Annotated in this window: 13 protein-coding genes; 8 read left to right on the top strand and 5 right to left on the bottom strand. The window is 65.4% G+C overall.

The features are described 5' to 3' along the window. Positions 1-20: 20 nt before the first annotated feature. Positions 21-158 (bottom strand): hypothetical protein, encoded by a 138-nt coding sequence (locus AC4FIJ_RS11465; RefSeq protein ID WP_490336864.1) that lies wholly within the window; start codon positions 156-158, stop codon positions 21-23. A gap of 235 nt (positions 159-393) precedes the next feature. Between AC4FIJ_RS11465 and recF the strand changes: the two genes are divergently transcribed. Further along, positions 394-1,497, top strand: coding sequence for a DNA replication/repair protein RecF (gene recF, locus AC4FIJ_RS11460; RefSeq protein ID WP_490336863.1), 1,104 nt, complete (start codon positions 394-396; stop codon positions 1,495-1,497). On the opposite strand, the gene AC4FIJ_RS11455 is transcribed toward recF, so the two are convergent. Continuing rightward, positions 1,494-2,189 carry an arylesterase gene (locus tag AC4FIJ_RS11455; RefSeq protein WP_490336862.1) on the bottom strand — a complete coding sequence of 232 codons (696 nt, stop codon included), beginning with the start codon at positions 2,187-2,189 and terminating at the stop codon, positions 1,494-1,496. The two genes, recF and AC4FIJ_RS11455, sit on opposite strands and share 4 nt — an antisense overlap. A 60-nt stretch (positions 2,190-2,249) precedes the next feature. Here AC4FIJ_RS11455 and AC4FIJ_RS11450 point away from each other — a divergent pair, with 60 nt between their 5' ends. Together AC4FIJ_RS11450 and AC4FIJ_RS11445 are read left to right on the top strand one after the other, a co-directional pair. Continuing rightward, complete coding sequence (locus tag AC4FIJ_RS11450) at positions 2,250-2,993, top strand: ABC transporter ATP-binding protein (RefSeq protein WP_490336861.1); 744 nt, start codon at positions 2,250-2,252, stop codon at positions 2,991-2,993. Positions 2,994-3,001: 8 nt separating this feature from the next. After that, positions 3,002-5,533: an ABC transporter permease gene (locus tag AC4FIJ_RS11445; RefSeq protein WP_490336860.1), complete on the top strand. Its 2,532-nt coding sequence runs from the start codon at positions 3,002-3,004 to the stop codon at positions 5,531-5,533. A gap of 18 nt (positions 5,534-5,551) precedes the next feature. On the opposite strand, the gene AC4FIJ_RS11440 is transcribed toward AC4FIJ_RS11445, so the two are convergent. Together AC4FIJ_RS11440 and AC4FIJ_RS11435 are read right to left on the bottom strand one after the other, a co-directional pair. Beyond that, positions 5,552-5,962 (bottom strand): DUF805 domain-containing protein, encoded by a 411-nt coding sequence (locus AC4FIJ_RS11440; protein ID WP_490336859.1) that lies wholly within the window; start codon positions 5,960-5,962, stop codon positions 5,552-5,554. A 189-nt stretch (positions 5,963-6,151) separates the two neighbouring features. Beyond that, a complete protein-coding gene (locus tag AC4FIJ_RS11435) occupies positions 6,152-8,866 on the bottom strand; it encodes a TonB-dependent receptor (RefSeq protein ID WP_490336858.1) in 2,715 nt (904 codons plus the stop codon). Between the two features lie 321 nt (positions 8,867-9,187). Between AC4FIJ_RS11435 and typA the strand changes: the two genes are divergently transcribed. Beyond that, positions 9,188-11,011, top strand: a complete 1,824-nt coding sequence (typA, locus tag AC4FIJ_RS11430; protein ID WP_490336857.1) for a translational GTPase TypA — start codon at positions 9,188-9,190, stop codon at positions 11,009-11,011. A gap of 112 nt (positions 11,012-11,123) precedes the next feature. Further along, the gene (gene putP / locus AC4FIJ_RS11425; protein WP_490336856.1) at positions 11,124-12,605 is read left to right on the top strand and encodes a sodium/proline symporter PutP; all 1,482 of its coding nucleotides are present in this window, start codon (positions 11,124-11,126) and stop codon (positions 12,603-12,605) included. 24 nt (positions 12,606-12,629) lie between these two features. Here putP and AC4FIJ_RS11420 read toward each other — a convergent pair whose 3' ends face one another. Then, the gene (locus AC4FIJ_RS11420) at positions 12,630-13,376 is read right to left on the bottom strand and encodes a hypothetical protein (protein ID WP_490336855.1); all 747 of its coding nucleotides are present in this window, start codon (positions 13,374-13,376) and stop codon (positions 12,630-12,632) included. Between the two features lie 71 nt (positions 13,377-13,447). Here AC4FIJ_RS11420 and AC4FIJ_RS11415 point away from each other — a divergent pair, with 71 nt between their 5' ends. From AC4FIJ_RS11415 to AC4FIJ_RS11405, 3 genes are all read left to right on the top strand, one after another. Beyond that, positions 13,448-13,825 (top strand): VOC family protein, encoded by a 378-nt coding sequence (locus AC4FIJ_RS11415; RefSeq protein WP_490336854.1) that lies wholly within the window; start codon positions 13,448-13,450, stop codon positions 13,823-13,825. A gap of 83 nt (positions 13,826-13,908) precedes the next feature. Then, positions 13,909-14,538 carry a 6-phosphogluconolactonase gene (locus tag AC4FIJ_RS11410; protein WP_490336853.1) on the top strand — a complete coding sequence of 210 codons (630 nt, stop codon included), beginning with the start codon at positions 13,909-13,911 and terminating at the stop codon, positions 14,536-14,538. Beyond that, positions 14,539-14,846 (top strand): NUDIX hydrolase (locus tag AC4FIJ_RS11405; protein ID WP_490336852.1); only part of this gene is annotated, 308 nt, incomplete at its 3' end.

The raw sequence follows: 14,846 nt of genomic DNA, 5'->3' as shown, positions 1-14,846 counted from the left end.
CTTTCTTGTGCGGGTTGGGTTTACGCGATCAGCTGCGAAGCAACCGGAGCGGCGGTGTCGTTGTGGTCGGGTGCGACGGTGACGCCGAAAGCGCCGATCGACAGCACGAGAGCGAGAACGAAAGCGACAGCCTGGTTGGCAACATTGGTGTTCGACATGGTGTAATCTCCTTTGATGTGTTGGTCTGGATGGCCCCGTTGGCCTCCATGCCAAATACATTGCAGGCACCGTGCCAGTTTCAATTATCGTGAAAAATCAGTGCTTTGGAAATTTCGGATTCTTTCGCGCAGATGAACGCTTGCCGATGTTCGGGATTTTTCACCAATGTTTGGGAACGGCTTTTCGCGGCAATTTCGCTTGGCGCGGCGGGGCGGGAAAAGCTAGCGCCGCCAGATGGCGTTCGACCGCATCCAGATTGCCGATTTCAGGAACCATCGCGCCACGCGGCTGGACGGCGCGGCGCGGTTCAACCTGCTTGTCGGGGCGAACGGTGCGGGCAAGACCAATGTGCTTGAGGCGCTGTCGCTGTTCACCCCCGGACGCGGGCTGCGCCGGGCGCAATTGTCGGAAATGACCCGCGACGGGGCGGACGGCTTTGCCATCGGCGCGGATCTGGTCAGCGGCGTAACGCCGGTCCGGCTGGGGACGGCGGTTCAGCCCGACGGGTCAGGTGCGCCCGCAAGCCGCCGCATCGTGCAGGCCAGCGGCGCGCCCCTGCCCGCCTCTCGCCTGGCCGAATGGCTCTCGGTCGCGTGGCTGACGCCCGCGATGGACCGGCTGTTCACCGATAGCGCATCGGGCCGCCGCCGTTTTCTCGACCGGATGGTGCTGGCGATCAGGCCCGACCATGCGACGTTCTCAGGCCGATACGACAAGGCCTTGCGCGAAAGGAACCGGCTGCTGTCCGCCGACCGGTCGCCCGATCCCGCGTGGCTGGAGGCGCTGGAACGGGAAATGGCCGAAGCGGGCGCGGCCATCGCCGCCAATCGCGCCGCAGTGGTGGAGGCGCTGTCCCAGCGGCTGGCCGTGCTGCCCGACGCACCATTCGCGCGGCCCGAGATATCGGTCGATCCTGCCTCGTCCGCCGAAGCCGATGCGTTGGCCGACAAATGGCGCACATCGCGCAGCGCCGAGCGCGGAGCGGGCCGCACATTGTCGGGACCGCATCGCGACGATCTGGCCGTTATCATGGCAGGCACGGGCCGCGCTGCATCCGAATGTTCGACCGGCGAGCAAAAGGCGCTGCTGATCGCGATCACCCTCGCCCATGCCACGCTGGCCAAGGCGCAGGGGGCCGATGGCGGGCGGCCGCTGGTGCTGCTGCTGGACGAGGTTGCCGCGCATCTCGATCCCGTGCGCCGCGCCGCGCTGTTCGAACGGCTGGAGGCCAGCGGCGCGCAGGTGTGGATGACAGGCACCGAACTTGCGCTGTTCAGCGGGCTGGAAGGCAAGGCCGCCGTCTGGCGCGTGACCGAAGGGGTGGCCGAGAAAGCCTAGTCGAGGTCCTCCACCCGGTCCTCGACCTGCTCCACCGTCTTTTCGACCATCGCGTCGACGCCTTGCGCCGTCGGGTGCAACTGGTCGGGCTGCACCAGCGAGCGGTCGAAGATCAGCGGCTCGATGAAGAAGGGCACCAGTTCGGCGTCGTATTTTCCGGCAAGGTCGGGGAAGATCGTATCGAAGCTCTTGCCGTATTCGCCGCCCAGATTGGGCGCGGCGCGCATGCCATAGATCATCACCGGAATGCCGCGCTGGTCCAGCCGCTGCAGGATCTGGTCGAGATTGCGGCGCGCCTCGGCCGCGGGCAGCCCGCGCAGCATGTCGTTCGCGCCCAGTTCCAGCAGCACCAGATCGGGCTGTCCGGCCATGGAATCGAGCACGAAATCCAGCCTCTGCAGCCCCGCCGCGGTGGTGTCGCCCGACACGCCCGCATTGGTCACCGTGACGTTGAGGCCGCGCTGGCGCAGCGCCTCTTGCAGGCGGGCGGGATAGGATTGGGCGCTGTCCAGCCGGTAGCCGGCGAACAGGCTGTCGCCAAACGCCAGAATGTCGATGGCGGGGCCGCCGGGCACCACGGCATCGGTCGGCGCCTCTGCTTCGGCACCGGCTGAACCGGCGCCTTCATCGGCGGGCGAACCGCATGATGCGAGCAGGAATGCCGCACCCAAAGTCACGAAACGAGCAATCACTTGTTACAATACCTTCTTTGTGTCCCGCGCGATCCTATGTCATGCATCATGCCAGACACAATGACCGCTGCTTTTCCCTCACCCCGTTCCGACACGCAGACCGTCGCCATCGATGCGCGGGGGCTGACGCTGGCGTTCATGAACGGGCGGGCGGAGGTGCCGATCCTGAAGGGGATCGATCTCGTCGTTCCATCGGGCCAGACGGTGGCGCTGCTGGGTCCGTCGGGTTCGGGCAAGAGCTCGCTGATGGCGGTGCTGTCGGGGCTGGAACAGGCGAGCGGCGGGACGCTGGAGGTTGCGGGCGCCCAGTTCGCCGGTTCGGGCGGCGCGTCGATGAGCGAGGACGAGCTGGCCGCTGCCCGGCGCGGGCGCATCGGCATAGTGCTACAGGCGTTTCATTTGCTGCCGACCATGACTGCGCTCGAAAATGTCGCGACGCCGCTGGAACTGGCAGGCATGACCGGCGCGTTCGAACGGGCGCAGGCCGAACTGGAAGCGGTCGGCCTTGGCCACAGGCTGGACCATTTTCCCGCGCAGCTGTCGGGCGGAGAGCAGCAGCGCGTCGCCATCGCGCGCGCGCTTGCCCCCCGCCCCGCGCTGATCTTCGCGGACGAGCCGACCGGCAATCTGGATAGCGCGACGGGGGCCGAGATCATCGACCTGCTGTTCACCCGCCGCGCATCGAGCGGCGCGACCCTGTTCCTCATCACCCATGATCCCGCGCTGGCCGAACGCTGCCAGCGCATTCTGGAACTGGCCGACGGGCGTATCGTGTCGGACCGCGCGGGTCTTCAGCCCCTATGACCGGATTGATGGCGCGCTGGTCGCTGGCCCTGCGGCTGGCGCGGCGCGATTTCTCATGGCGGTTCCGCGGGCTGCGGCTGCTGATCGTGTGCCTGTTTCTGGGCGCGGCGGCGCTGTCCGCCATCGGCACGCTGGAAGGCGCGATCCGCGGTGAGCTTGAGACACGCGGACAGGACATCCTTGGCGGCGATATCGAATTCAACCGATATGGCCAACCTGCCAGCGACGAGGAACTGGCGGCCCTGCGTGCGTTGGGGCCTGTATCAGGCGGCGTGCGGCTGCAGGCCATCGCTTCGGTGGGTGAAGGCGACGATCTGATCGGCGCGCCGGTACAGTTGAAGGCCATCGACGGTGCCTATCCGCTTTACGGCACGCTGACGCTTGAGGATGGGCGCAGCGTGGGCGCTCCGCCGCGCGGGGAGGCCTGGGCCGATCCGGGCCTGCTCGACCGGCTGGACGTCGATGAAGGCGCAGAAGTGCGGCTTGGCGACACCAATGTGCGCCTGACCGGCCTGATCGAGAACGAGCCTGACCGGCTTTCCGAAGGCTTCTCGCTCGGCCCGCCGCTGCTGGTATCCGAGGCGACGCTGGCCGATGCGGGGCTGGTGCAGACCGGATCGATGGCGCGGTTCAAATATCGCGTGAAATTGCCGCCGGATGCCGATGTCGATGCGGTGGCCGAGAATTTCGAGGCGCAGTTTCCGCTCGGAAGCTGGGAGCATCGCACGCGCGACCGCGCTTCGCCCGGTGCGGACCGGCTGATGGCGAACATGGGACAGTTCCTGACGCTTGTCGGGCTGGCCGCGCTGTTCATTGCAGGCATCGGGATCGCGGGCGCGGTCACCTCGTGGCTGGAAAGCCGGCGGACGTCGATTGCCACGCTGAAGGTTCTGGGCGCGTCGAGCGGGGATGTCATGCGGCTGCATGTCGTGCAGGTCGTGGCGGCAGCAATGGTCGGCGTGATCGCGGGGCTGGTGCTGGGCTATCTGGCGGTGCCGCTGCTTGCCTCGATGCTGGAAGGCATGTTGCCGGTCGAGGCGCGCTTCAGCTTTGACGCCCTTGCACTGGCGCGGGCGGCGGGTTTCGCGCTGCTGGTCGCGCTGATCTTTGCAGCACCGCCGCTGATCGCCGCGCGCGAAGTGACGGCGATGGCGCTGTTCCGTTCGGGCGCTGTCGGGCGGGCGAAAGTCTGGCGTGCGGCGGCGCTGCCGGTGGGCGGCGGGATCGTGCTGCTGGTGGGGCTGGTGCTGCTGGGTGCGCGCGATCCGCTGCTCAACCTATGGTTCATCGTCGGCGCGGCGGCCGTGCTGGCGCTGCTGGCCGCGATCGGGTTCGGGATCAGGCGGCTGGCGGGCGGATTGCCGAAAACGGGCGCTGTTCTGGCGATCCGCATGGGACTTTCCGCGCTCGACCGGCCGGGCGCGCCGACCGTGGCGCTGGCGACCGCGCTGGGCTTTGGCCTTGCCGCCTTTGCGGCGATTGCCAGCATCCAGTCGGCGCTCGACAATTATATCGAGAGCAGCGTTCCCGAAGTCGCGCCCGATTATTTCGTGATCGACCTGCCCAGCGCCGATGTCGGCGGTCTGGAATCGCTGGTCGAGCGGATCGCGCCGGGATCGGGGATGCGCGCGGTGCCGAACCTGCGGGCGACCATCCTCGCCTATGGGCCCGAAGGCGCGATGACCAATGTCGCGGACCTTGAGGATGTGCCCGACGGCGCGTGGGCGCTGCGCGGCGAGCGCGGCGTGACCTACGCCAGCGACGTGCCGCAGGGCAATACGATCACGCGGGGCGACTGGTGGAGCGAGCAGCAGGGCGCGAGCGAGGCACTGGTCTCGGTCGACGAGGATCTGGCGCTCCCCATCGGCCTGAACATCGGCGACCGCATCCGCTATAGCGTTCTGGGGGCCGAGCGCGAGGCCGTGGTCGCCAGTTTCCGCACCATCGAGTGGGACGATCTGGGTTTCAACCACGTGCTTGTCTTCAGCCCCGGCGCGATTGCCGATGCGCCGCACAGCTATGCCGCGACCATTTCGCTGGCCGAGGGCGCGGACCGGCGCGCGCTGCTGAGTTCGATGGTGCGCGAATTCCCCGGCAGCGCGGTGATCGAGGTGGGCGCGGTTCTGACGCAGGCGCGCGAGATCCTGGGCAGCATGGCCGCCGCGATCCTTGCCGCCGCGTCAGTCACCGTGCTGGCGGGGCTGGCGGTGCTGCTGGGCGCGATTGCCGCGGCCCGCGCGCGCGAGACTTATGAGACCGTGGTGCTGCGCGTGCTGGGCGCCAGCCGCGCGCAGGTGCTGGGCGCGCTGGCGGTGCGCTATGCGCTGCTGGCCGTCGTCCTGGCGCTGGTCGCGCTGGCGCTGGGCAGCCTTGTCGGCTGGGGCGTGATGACGGGGCTGTTCGAATTGCCGTTCCGGCCCGACTGGCCCGTCGTGCTGGCGGTTCTGGCAGGCGGGGCGGCGCTGGTCATCGTGGCCGCCACCGCCGCATCGCTGCCGATATTGCGCGCCCGCCCGGCCAGTGCGCTGCGTTCGCTCTGACCGGGCGGGCGGGAATTCTCAGACGCCGCGAGCAAGCCCTTCCTTGGGATCGGGACCGTATTTGTTGGGTCCGCGCGTGCCTTCCAGCAGCATGAAGACCAGCACGATCAGCCCGCCGATATAGGGCACGAAATTGATCAGCACGAACCAGCCCGACTTGTCCTGATCGTGGAAGCGGCGCACCTGCACCGCGATCGACGGAATCAGGACGATCAACGAATAGAGACCGAGAACGGCAAAGATCAGCCACGTCACCGGCCCGCCCGACGACGCGGCATAGGGGTCCATCGAAAAGCCGAGGCCGAACAGCACCGTGGTCATGACAGTGATGATGATCAGGTTCAGCACGAAGAACATCCAGTATTCCTTGCGCCGCGACCTTCCCGCAAAGTCGAAATAGCGCATGAACGGCATCAACATATAATCCATGGAACCCATTCCCCCTGTCCAGTGACGCCGCAACTATCCCGCAATCATGGGCCGATTGCAAAAGGACTTTACGGCGGACGCATCGGTTAGGCGGAATTGGAAACGAGAAAGGGTCCGCACCCGATCGGATGCGGACCCTCCCTCTCCCCTGACGCTTGCGGTCAGATTCGATGCGATTCCGTTAGGGAATCAGAACTTGTAGCGCGCGGTGATACCATAGGTTCGCGGCTGATTGGGATAACCCGAAAAGCTTAACGGCTGAATAGGGGTATCGAAGATCGACAGCAGATAGCGGTCGTTCAGCAGATTGCGGCCCCACACCGACAATTCCAGCCCCATATCAGACACATAGGTCAGAGAAGCCGAAAGATCGTCGACCTGCCGCGGGAACGGACGCACCGCGCCGATGGCGGCCTCCTGCCCCAGATCGATGAAACCGGGCAGGCCCTCGATCACCTCGACCGCCGATTCGTAGTGATAGGCGCTGCGCGCGATCAGCTGTGCGCCATTGCCGAATTCATGCGTGTACTGGCCCGACATGGTCAACGCGATCGGCGGAACGCCCGCCACGTTCTGACCGGTCAGGTCGCCCACGCCCGACTGCTGGAAATCGGTGTATTCCGCGTCCAGATAGGTGAGCGCAAGGCGCAGCATTAGGGGTTCGACCGGGAACACCGTGCCGTCGAATTCGAAACCCGTCACCTGCTGTTCGCCCGCATTGGCCAGGAAAAAGCCGGTGCCGGTGAAGATGTTCGACTGGAACCCGGTGATGGTCTGGCGGAAGGCCGCGAAATTGACCTGCGCCGGGCCCCAGTTGCCCTTGATGCCCAGCTCGTAGACCTCGGACTCCTCGGCATCGGCAAAGCGGCTGCCGGCCGTCAGGTTCGGCACGGCCAGACCCGCCGCGGCCAGCGCCTGCCGGTCGGCGGGCGTCGGGCGGCTGTCGCGCGACAGGTTCACCGACGGCGGCTTGTAGCCGGTGGCATAGGAGACATAGAGGTTCACGCTGTCCGACAGATCATAGGCGGCCCGCAGCGTGAAGGCGAGGTCGTCGTCCTTGATCTTGCCGCTCTCGACCGCATTGGGCACGTTCTGGAACGGCGGCAGGAATTGCAGCGCCTGCAGGTTCAGCAGCGGGTTGACGTCGGGATTGTTCGCATTCGCCTGGGCAAAGGCCTGCGACCCCGCGTTGATCGCGGCAAAGGCCTGCGGATTGCCGCCCGCAAAGGCACCGATCTCGGCCGCCGTCGCCGGACGGCCTAGCATCAGCGCATTGCCGACCGTGGTCGACAGCGCCTGCTGATAGATGCCGATCCCGCCGACCTGCGCCAGATCGATGGTCGAGAAGACGTCGCTGGTCGTGGTGTCGGTGGCGAAGGTCTTCTTGTCCTTCGTATAGTTCAGGCCCGCCGTCAGCGTCAGCCGGTCGGTAACCTCGAAATCGACTTGGCCGAACAGGCTGATCGCCTCGTTATCCAGCGTATAGGCCTCGTCCAGCCCCTGCCCGTCGCCGAAGAAGCGGCCGATGAACTGCGTCGGATCGCCCAGCAGCGCGCCAACGGTCTGCTCCACCGTGTCGGCGGTGAATGCGCCCGCGGTCTGGCTCTGGATCAGCAGATCGGCATAATTGCGGAAATCGCTTCCCAGCAGCAGATCGTTGGTCTGATCGATCTCTTCGTTGAAATAGAACGCGCCAAGCAGAATGCTCGCCGGGCCGAATTCGGCATTCGCGCGAAATTCCTGCGTGAAGGTGCGAATGCCCAGATCCTGCGAATTCTCTGAAATCAGATCCGCGCTGGTGAAGTCCGAATCCTGATTGGTCAGTGAATCCACGCCGCGATAGGCGGTGATCGAGGTGATGCCGAACGGGCCATAGCCAAAGTCGATCTGGCCTGACACGCCCCAGTTCTCGATATCGTTGGTCGAGGCGAAGTTCGAATAGATCACGTCGGCATAGGGATCGGCCGGATCCGAGAAACGCCCGCCCAGCGCATTGACCGCCGCGCCGGTAAAGCCGTTCTGCAGCAGCACCGTGCCGCAGCAATCCTCGTCGGTCTTTTCATAATCGCCGATCAGGCGGACCTTGAACACATCGCTGGGTTCGAACAGCAGCTGGCCGCGCGTGAACCAGCGGTTGCGTTCGTTGGTGTCGCGGTCCAGCCCCTCGTCCCGGATATAGCCATCGCGAATGTTGATGCCGCCGCCCAGGGATGCCGCGATGCTGTCGGTGATGGGGCCGGTGACGATGCCCTTGGCGACCATCGCGTCGTAATTGCCATAGCTGACCTCGGCCTGGCCGCCGAAATCGAACTGCGGCTCGCGCGTGGTGACCGAGATGACGCCCGCGCTGGCGTTCTTGCCGAACAGGGTCGATTGCGGGCCGGACAGCACTTCGATCCGCTCAAGATCAGGCAGATCGTTGATCCGCGCGGCGCTGCGTGAGCGATAGACATTGTCGACGAAGACGCCGACCGAAGGCTCGATCCCCGCGTTGTTCGCGCCATTGCCGAAACCGCGGATGATGAAATTGGTGTTGGCGCTGGACTGCAACTGGATGACGCGCAGGGTCGGCACCTCGGTCGTCAAATCCTTGAGGTCGCGGATCTCGGCGCGTTCGATCTGCGCCTCGGTCGTGACGCTGACCGCAACGGGGACATCCTGCAGCGTCTGCGCGCGCTTGGTCGCGGTGACGATGATGTCGTTGCCCTGATACGCCGATTGCGCCGCGTCTTCTTCATAGGCAGGTTCGGCGAAGGCAGGCTCGGCATATGCCGGCTGCGCATATTCGCCTTCACCGGAGGCATTGTCCTGCGCGAACGCCGGACACGAAGCGATGGCCGCCAGGCTGCTGCCCGACAGGACCAGTACACGCACGGCAGAAAAGCCGCGACCCATTGATTTCATGCGAGTTTTCTCCACTCTCCACTGGCGGTCGCCAATCCCTGGGCTTTTGCGCCCTTTTGTTCCGAAGGATGGCATCCAATAGGCGCAGGACTAGTTTTGCGGCGGCGTGGACGCAATCTTTGTTAGAATTTTTGCCGTTCAAAATCGCCCCCTGTGGTCCTGCCGCCACAGGTAAAAGGCTTGCTGCATTGCACACTCTGTTATAGGGGCGCGCTCGTGAAAGGGGCGCGGCCTGACCTTTGACGGGTTCGGCGCGCGGCACATTGCGGGGCAACCGGCCCTCCCTCGACCAGCAGACAGTTGATTATTGAAGAGGGACCAATGTCCGCCGACCTTCGCAATATCGCGATTATCGCGCACGTCGACCATGGCAAGACCACGCTTGTCGACCAGCTTTTCCGCCAGTCCGGCACGTTCCGCGACAACCAGCGCGTCGAGGAACGCGCGATGGATTCGAACGATCTCGAAAAGGAACGCGGAATCACCATTCTCGCCAAGCCGACGTCGATCGTGTGGGAAGGCCTGCGCATCAATATCGTCGACACGCCCGGCCACGCCGACTTCGGCGCCGAGGTGGAGCGTATCCTGAGCATGGTCGACGGCGTAATCCTGCTGGTCGACAGTGCGGAAGGCGCGATGCCGCAGACCAAGTTCGTCACCGGCAAGGCGCTGGCGCTGGGGCTCAAGCCTATCGTCGTCGTCAACAAGATCGACCGCCCCGACGGCCGCGCGGACGAGGTTCTGGACGAGATCTTCGATCTGTTCGTCAGCCTCGACGCCAATGACGAGCAGCTCGATTTCCCGACGCTCTATGCCTCAGGCCGCAACGGTTACGCCAGCGAGGACATTAACGCGCGCGAGGGCGATCTGACGCCGATGTTCAAACTGATCCGCGACCATGTCCCCTCGCCGGGGCTGGACGAGGATGCGCCGTTCAGCTTCCTTGCGACGCTGCTCGACCGCGACAATTTCATGGGCCGCGTGCTAACGGGCCGCGTCCAGTCGGGCGTGATCCGCACCAATGATCCGATCCGCGCGATCGACGCAGACGGCAAGGTCGTGGAAACCGGCCGCGCGTCCAAGCTGCTGTCGTTCCGCGGGCTGGAACGCGTGCCCGTTGACGAGGCGCGCGCAGGCGACATCATCGCGCTGGCCGGCATGGAAAAGGCGACCGTGTCGAACACCATCGCCGATCCGTCGGTCTCCGAACCCATCGCCGCGCAGCCGATCGATCCGCCGACGCTGGCGATGCGCTTTTCGGTCAACGACAGCCCCTATGCGGGGCGCGAGGGCGACAAGGTCACCAGCCGCATGATCCGCGACCGCCTGACCCGCGAGGCGGAGACCAATGTCGCGATCCGCGTCACCGAAAGCGCCGACAAGGACAGCTTTGAAGTCGCGGGCCGCGGCGAATTGCAGCTGGGCGTGCTGATCGAGACGATGCGCCGCGAAGGGTTCGAGCTTGGCATCTCGCGTCCGCGCGTGATCTTCTCGACCGATGAGGATGGCAACCGGACCGAGCCTTACGAAACGGTCGTCATCGACGTGGACGACGAATATTCGGGCACGGTCGTCGAAAAGATGCAGCGCCGCAAGGCCGACCTGACCGAAATGCGTCCCTCGGGCGTGGGCAAGACGCGTATCGCGTTCTCGGCCCCCTCGCGCGGGCTGATCGGCTATCACGGCGAATTCCTGTCCGACACGCGCGGCACGGGCATCATGAACCGGCTGTTCGAGAAATACGGCCCCTACAAGGGTCCGATCGAGGGCCGCCAGAACGGCGTCCTGATCTCGAACGCGACGGGCGATGCGGTCGGCTATGCGCTGGGCGGCCTGGAAGAACGCGGCGTGCTGTTCGTGTCCCCGCAGGAAAAGCTGTATGAGGGCATGATCATCGGCGAGAACGCCAAGCCCGAGGATCTGGAAGTCAATCCGCTGAAGTCCAAGCAGCTGACCAACTTCCGCTCCACCGGCAAGGACGACGCACTGCGCCTGACCCCGCCGACCCGCATGACGCTGGAACAGGCCATCGCCTATATCGACGATGACGAGATGGTCGAGGTGACGCCGCAGAACATCCGCCTGCGCAAGGCGCTGCTCGACCCGAACGAGCGAAAGAAAGCCAAGCGCAAGGTTGACGCCTGAACCGAAAGACTCGCGCAAGGATGCTAGCGAAAAGCGCCTTGCTGCGATGAAATCGGTCTAATTCGGGCTGAACAGTGGCCAAACGGGGTTCGCGGCGATATGTCGCGGCCCCATGGCTACTGGAACACTGATCTCACTCACCCTCTATTTCGTGCTGATGCTGGGCATCGGCCTGTTCGCGTGGAAGAAGTCGACCGACAGTTCGGAAGGCTATCTGCTGGGCGGACGCAACCTGCCGCCTGCCGTCGCGGCGCTGTCCGCGGGCGCGTCCGACATGTCGGGCTGGCTGCTGCTGGGCCTGCCCGGCGCGCTTTATGCCACCGGCCTTGTCGAGGCGTGGATCGGCATCGGCCTGTTCGTGGGCGCGCTGGCCAACTGGATCATCGTCGCGCCGCGCCTGCGCGACCAGACCGTGTCCTATGGCAATGCGCTGACGATCCCCGAATTCCTCGCCAATCGCTTTCCCGACCGCGCCATCGCGCTGCGCGTCGTGTCCGCCATCATCATCGTACTGTTCTTCACCGTCTATACCGCGGCAGGCCTTGTCGGCGGCGGCAAGCTGTTCGTGACCAGCTTTGCCGGACTGTTCGGCGATACGGGCCTGTCCGACTACATGACCGGCATCTGGCTGACCGCGGGCGTGGTGCTGGCCTATACCATGGTGGGCGGGTTCCTGGCCGTGTCGCTGACCGATTTCGTCCAAGGCTGCATCATGGTGGTCGCGCTGGTGCTGATGCCCATCGTCGTGCTGACCAGCGATGGCGGCAGCGCCACCGTGGCGGAGGCGGTGCGCAATGTTGACCCCAATTTCCTCTCGCTGTTCCACGGCTTGACCGTGATCGGCTTCCTGTCTGCCGTGACCTGGGGTCTGGGCTATTTCGGCCAGCCGCATATCATCGTGCGGTTCATGGCGGTGAAGGAAGGCGGGGTGAAGACCGCGCGCAATATCGGGATGAGCTGGATGTTCGTCTCGCTGATCGGCGCGCTGGGCGTCGGCATCCTTGGCCGCGCGCATGTCGAGATCAACAATCTGACACTGGACGATCCGGAAACGATCTTCATCCTGCTGGCGGACACGCTGTTCCACCCGCTGATCACCGGTTTCCTGCTGGCCGCGCTGTTGGCCGCGATCATGTCGACGATCAGCTCGCAGCTGCTGGTCGCCTCCTCCTCGCTGACCGAGGATTTCTACCGGCTGTTCCTGCGCAAGCAGGCGTCCGAGCGCGAGACTGTGAACGTGTCGCGCATCTGCGTGCTGCTGGTGGCGCTGGCCGCCATCGCCATCGCGGCAGATCCGAACAGCGAGGTGCTGGGCCTCGTCTCCAACGCATGGGCTGGCTTTGGCGCGGCGTTCGGGCCGCTGATCATCCTGGCGCTGACGTGGGACCGGATGACCGGTTCGGGCGCGGTGGCGGGTCTCGTCACCGGTGCCGCCGTGGTGATCGCATGGATCGCGCTGGGCCTTGGCGACAGCTTCCTTGGCGGACCGGGCGTGTACGAGATCATTCCGGGCTTCATCGCAGCGTGGGCGGCGATCGTCCTCGTCAGCCGCATGGGATCGAGCGCACCGGTGCCGCGCGCGGCCACGCAATAGAGGCCCTGATCATGGCCGGGGCGTTCAGGCGATGAATTCCTCGGCCAGCATCAGCGCGGCATAGACCCCCGCACCCGTCAGGAACGGCCAGAGCTTGCTCTCGCGTTCCTGCGGCAGTTCTTCCTTCAGCGTGTTGAGCACGATCCCGCCTGCAAGAAAGGCGAACAGGAAACCGACCCCGACGGGCGGCACCGTCGTCAGCATGCCCAGCACCCATCCCGCCGCAACCGCCGCGCTGATGACCCAGCGGCCGCGCCGGTCATAGGCTTCGCTGTGATCGCCGCGCATGCCGTGGTCGACGGTCATGAAATGCAGAGCCATCGCTCCGAAATAGAGCGCGAGCGACACCCAGCCCGCTTCCTCGCGGTGGAGCAGCAGATAGCCGATCAGCAGGTTGAGCGCGGCATAGCTGCCGGCGTGCACCCATTCGAGGTGGTCCTCGTACTGGTCGCCCTTCCCCTTGGCACGCGACCGCGCCCGCGACAGGCGCACCTTCCGCTCCAGCGCATAGAACGCGACAAGACCCAGCAGCGCCAGCGAATAGACCAGGCTTTCCGCCAGCGTATCGGTCAGATGCAGCTCACTGGAAAAGGCGCGCTGATGCAGGCCGAGGTCGGGCAGGACGTGCAGGAACACATAGGACACCGCCACTCCGCCCGAGAATGACAGCCAGCGATGGCGCGGCAGTACGTCGAGCCATTTCAGACGCCCGATGAACAGGTGGATCGCGATAAAGGCGGCAGTCATGGCGGCGGTGATCGGCAGCAGCATGTTATGGTAATGCGCGAGAGCACGGGCTGGTCCCGTTTTCGCGTGGGAGTCGCAACCGCAGGAGTTAAGACATGGCAAAAATTACCGGACTGGGCGGCGTATTCTACGTGGTGAAGGACCCCGAAGCGTCGCGGGCATGGTACCGCGACGTGCTGGGCATCGACGGCGAATATGGCCCGATGCTGCGCTGGTCGGAGGAGACAGGCGAGGCGCCCTATTCGCTCATCAGCCATTTTGCCGATGCCGAGTATCTGAAGCCCGGCACCGCGCCATTCATGATCAATCTGCGGGTCGACGACCTCGACGGGTTCATCGCTGAACTTCAGGCGAAGGGCGTCGATGTGCTGGACACCACAGACGAGGGTTACGGCAAGTTCGCATGGCTGCTCGATCCCGACGGGGTGAAGATCGAACTCTGGCAGCAGGTCGCCGCGCCGCCCGAAGGCTGAAGCCCGGTCCTTGCGATTGCCGCGCGGCATCGCCACCTGCATCCCCCAAGACCGCGTGTGACCGCGCAAGACAAAGGAGCCTGATGCCCGTGATGACCGAGATCGAATATCAAAAGGGCTGGAGCGATGCCGAGATCGCCGACTGGCTGGCTGCGCATCTGGCGAAGGCGCTGAAAGAGCGCGACGGCACGGTGGCGGTGACGGTGCCAGGCGGATCCACCCCCTTCCCCATTTTCGCCGAGCTGGCAAAGCACGATCTCGACTGGCAGCGGCTGGAATTCTGGCCGGGCGACGACCGCTGCGTCCCCGCCGATCACGAGGCGAGCAATTACGGCCGCCTTGCTGCCGCGCTGTCCGATACGGGCGCAAGCGTTGTCGAGCTGACCGAGGACAAGCATCCGCCGCATTTCGCGCTGGCGTGGCTGGGCATGGGGCTGGACGGGCATGTCGCCTCGCTGTTTCCCAATACCGATCCGCAGGTGGACGATCCCGCGCAGGTGAAGCGGCTGACTCCCGATCCGCTGCCGCCCGAGGCACCGTTCGACCGCGTGACGCTGACGCTGTCGAAACTGCTGACGGCCGAAGCGCTGATGTTCGTGGTGCGCGGCGAAGACAAGCTGGCCCTGTTCGAGGAAGCGGCGCGCGGCAACAACGATCTGCCGGTGGCGCGGCTGCTGGGCCAAGCGCGCTGCAGCGTGACCTGCTTTTCCTGAATGCCCGACATCCCGTTCGCCGGGCTGATGCCCCCCGCCCTGCACCGCGCGGTGCTGCGCGTGGGGGAACGGGCGCGGCGGATCTGGTGGCGCTGGCGCAGGCCGCAATTGCGCGGCTGCGCACTGGTGCCGCTGAACGCGGGCGGCGAGGTGCTGATGGTGCGGCACAGCTATCGCGCGAAAGGCGAATGGCAGCTGGTGACGGGCGGCGTCGACGGCGGCGAGACGCATGAGCAGGCGGCGCAGCGCGAACTGGGCGAGGAAGTCGGGCTGACCGCCCGGACGCTGACGCAGGTGCTGCGCGAGCC

The organism is Croceicoccus sp., from assembly GCF_983967925.1.
Note: the sequence above shows the minus strand (reverse complement) of the source record. Positions and strands in the feature narration are given on the sequence as shown.

Excerpts from the sequence above, each read along its gene's own strand:
- AC4FIJ_RS11450 (WP_490336861.1), top strand. The coding sequence starts at position 2,250 with ATGACCGCTGCTTTTCCCTCACCCCGTTCCGACACGCAGACCGTCGCC.
- putP (WP_490336856.1), top strand. The coding sequence starts at position 11,124 with ATGGCTACTGGAACACTGATCTCACTCACCCTCTATTTCGTGCTGATG.
- AC4FIJ_RS11445 (WP_490336860.1), top strand. The coding sequence starts at position 3,002 with ATGGCGCGCTGGTCGCTGGCCCTGCGGCTGGCGCGGCGCGATTTCTCA.
- recF (WP_490336863.1), top strand. The coding sequence starts at position 394 with ATGGCGTTCGACCGCATCCAGATTGCCGATTTCAGGAACCATCGCGCC.
- AC4FIJ_RS11415 (WP_490336854.1), top strand. The coding sequence starts at position 13,448 with ATGGCAAAAATTACCGGACTGGGCGGCGTATTCTACGTGGTGAAGGAC.
- AC4FIJ_RS11465 (WP_490336864.1), bottom strand. The coding sequence starts at position 158 with ATGTCGAACACCAATGTTGCCAACCAGGCTGTCGCTTTCGTTCTCGCT.
- typA (WP_490336857.1), top strand. The coding sequence starts at position 9,188 with ATGTCCGCCGACCTTCGCAATATCGCGATTATCGCGCACGTCGACCAT.
- AC4FIJ_RS11420 (WP_490336855.1), bottom strand. The coding sequence starts at position 13,376 with ATGCTGCTGCCGATCACCGCCGCCATGACTGCCGCCTTTATCGCGATC.
- AC4FIJ_RS11410 (WP_490336853.1), top strand. The coding sequence starts at position 13,909 with ATGCCCGTGATGACCGAGATCGAATATCAAAAGGGCTGGAGCGATGCC.
- AC4FIJ_RS11435 (WP_490336858.1), bottom strand. The coding sequence starts at position 8,866 with ATGAAATCAATGGGTCGCGGCTTTTCTGCCGTGCGTGTACTGGTCCTG.
- AC4FIJ_RS11440 (WP_490336859.1), bottom strand. The coding sequence starts at position 5,962 with ATGGATTATATGTTGATGCCGTTCATGCGCTATTTCGACTTTGCGGGA.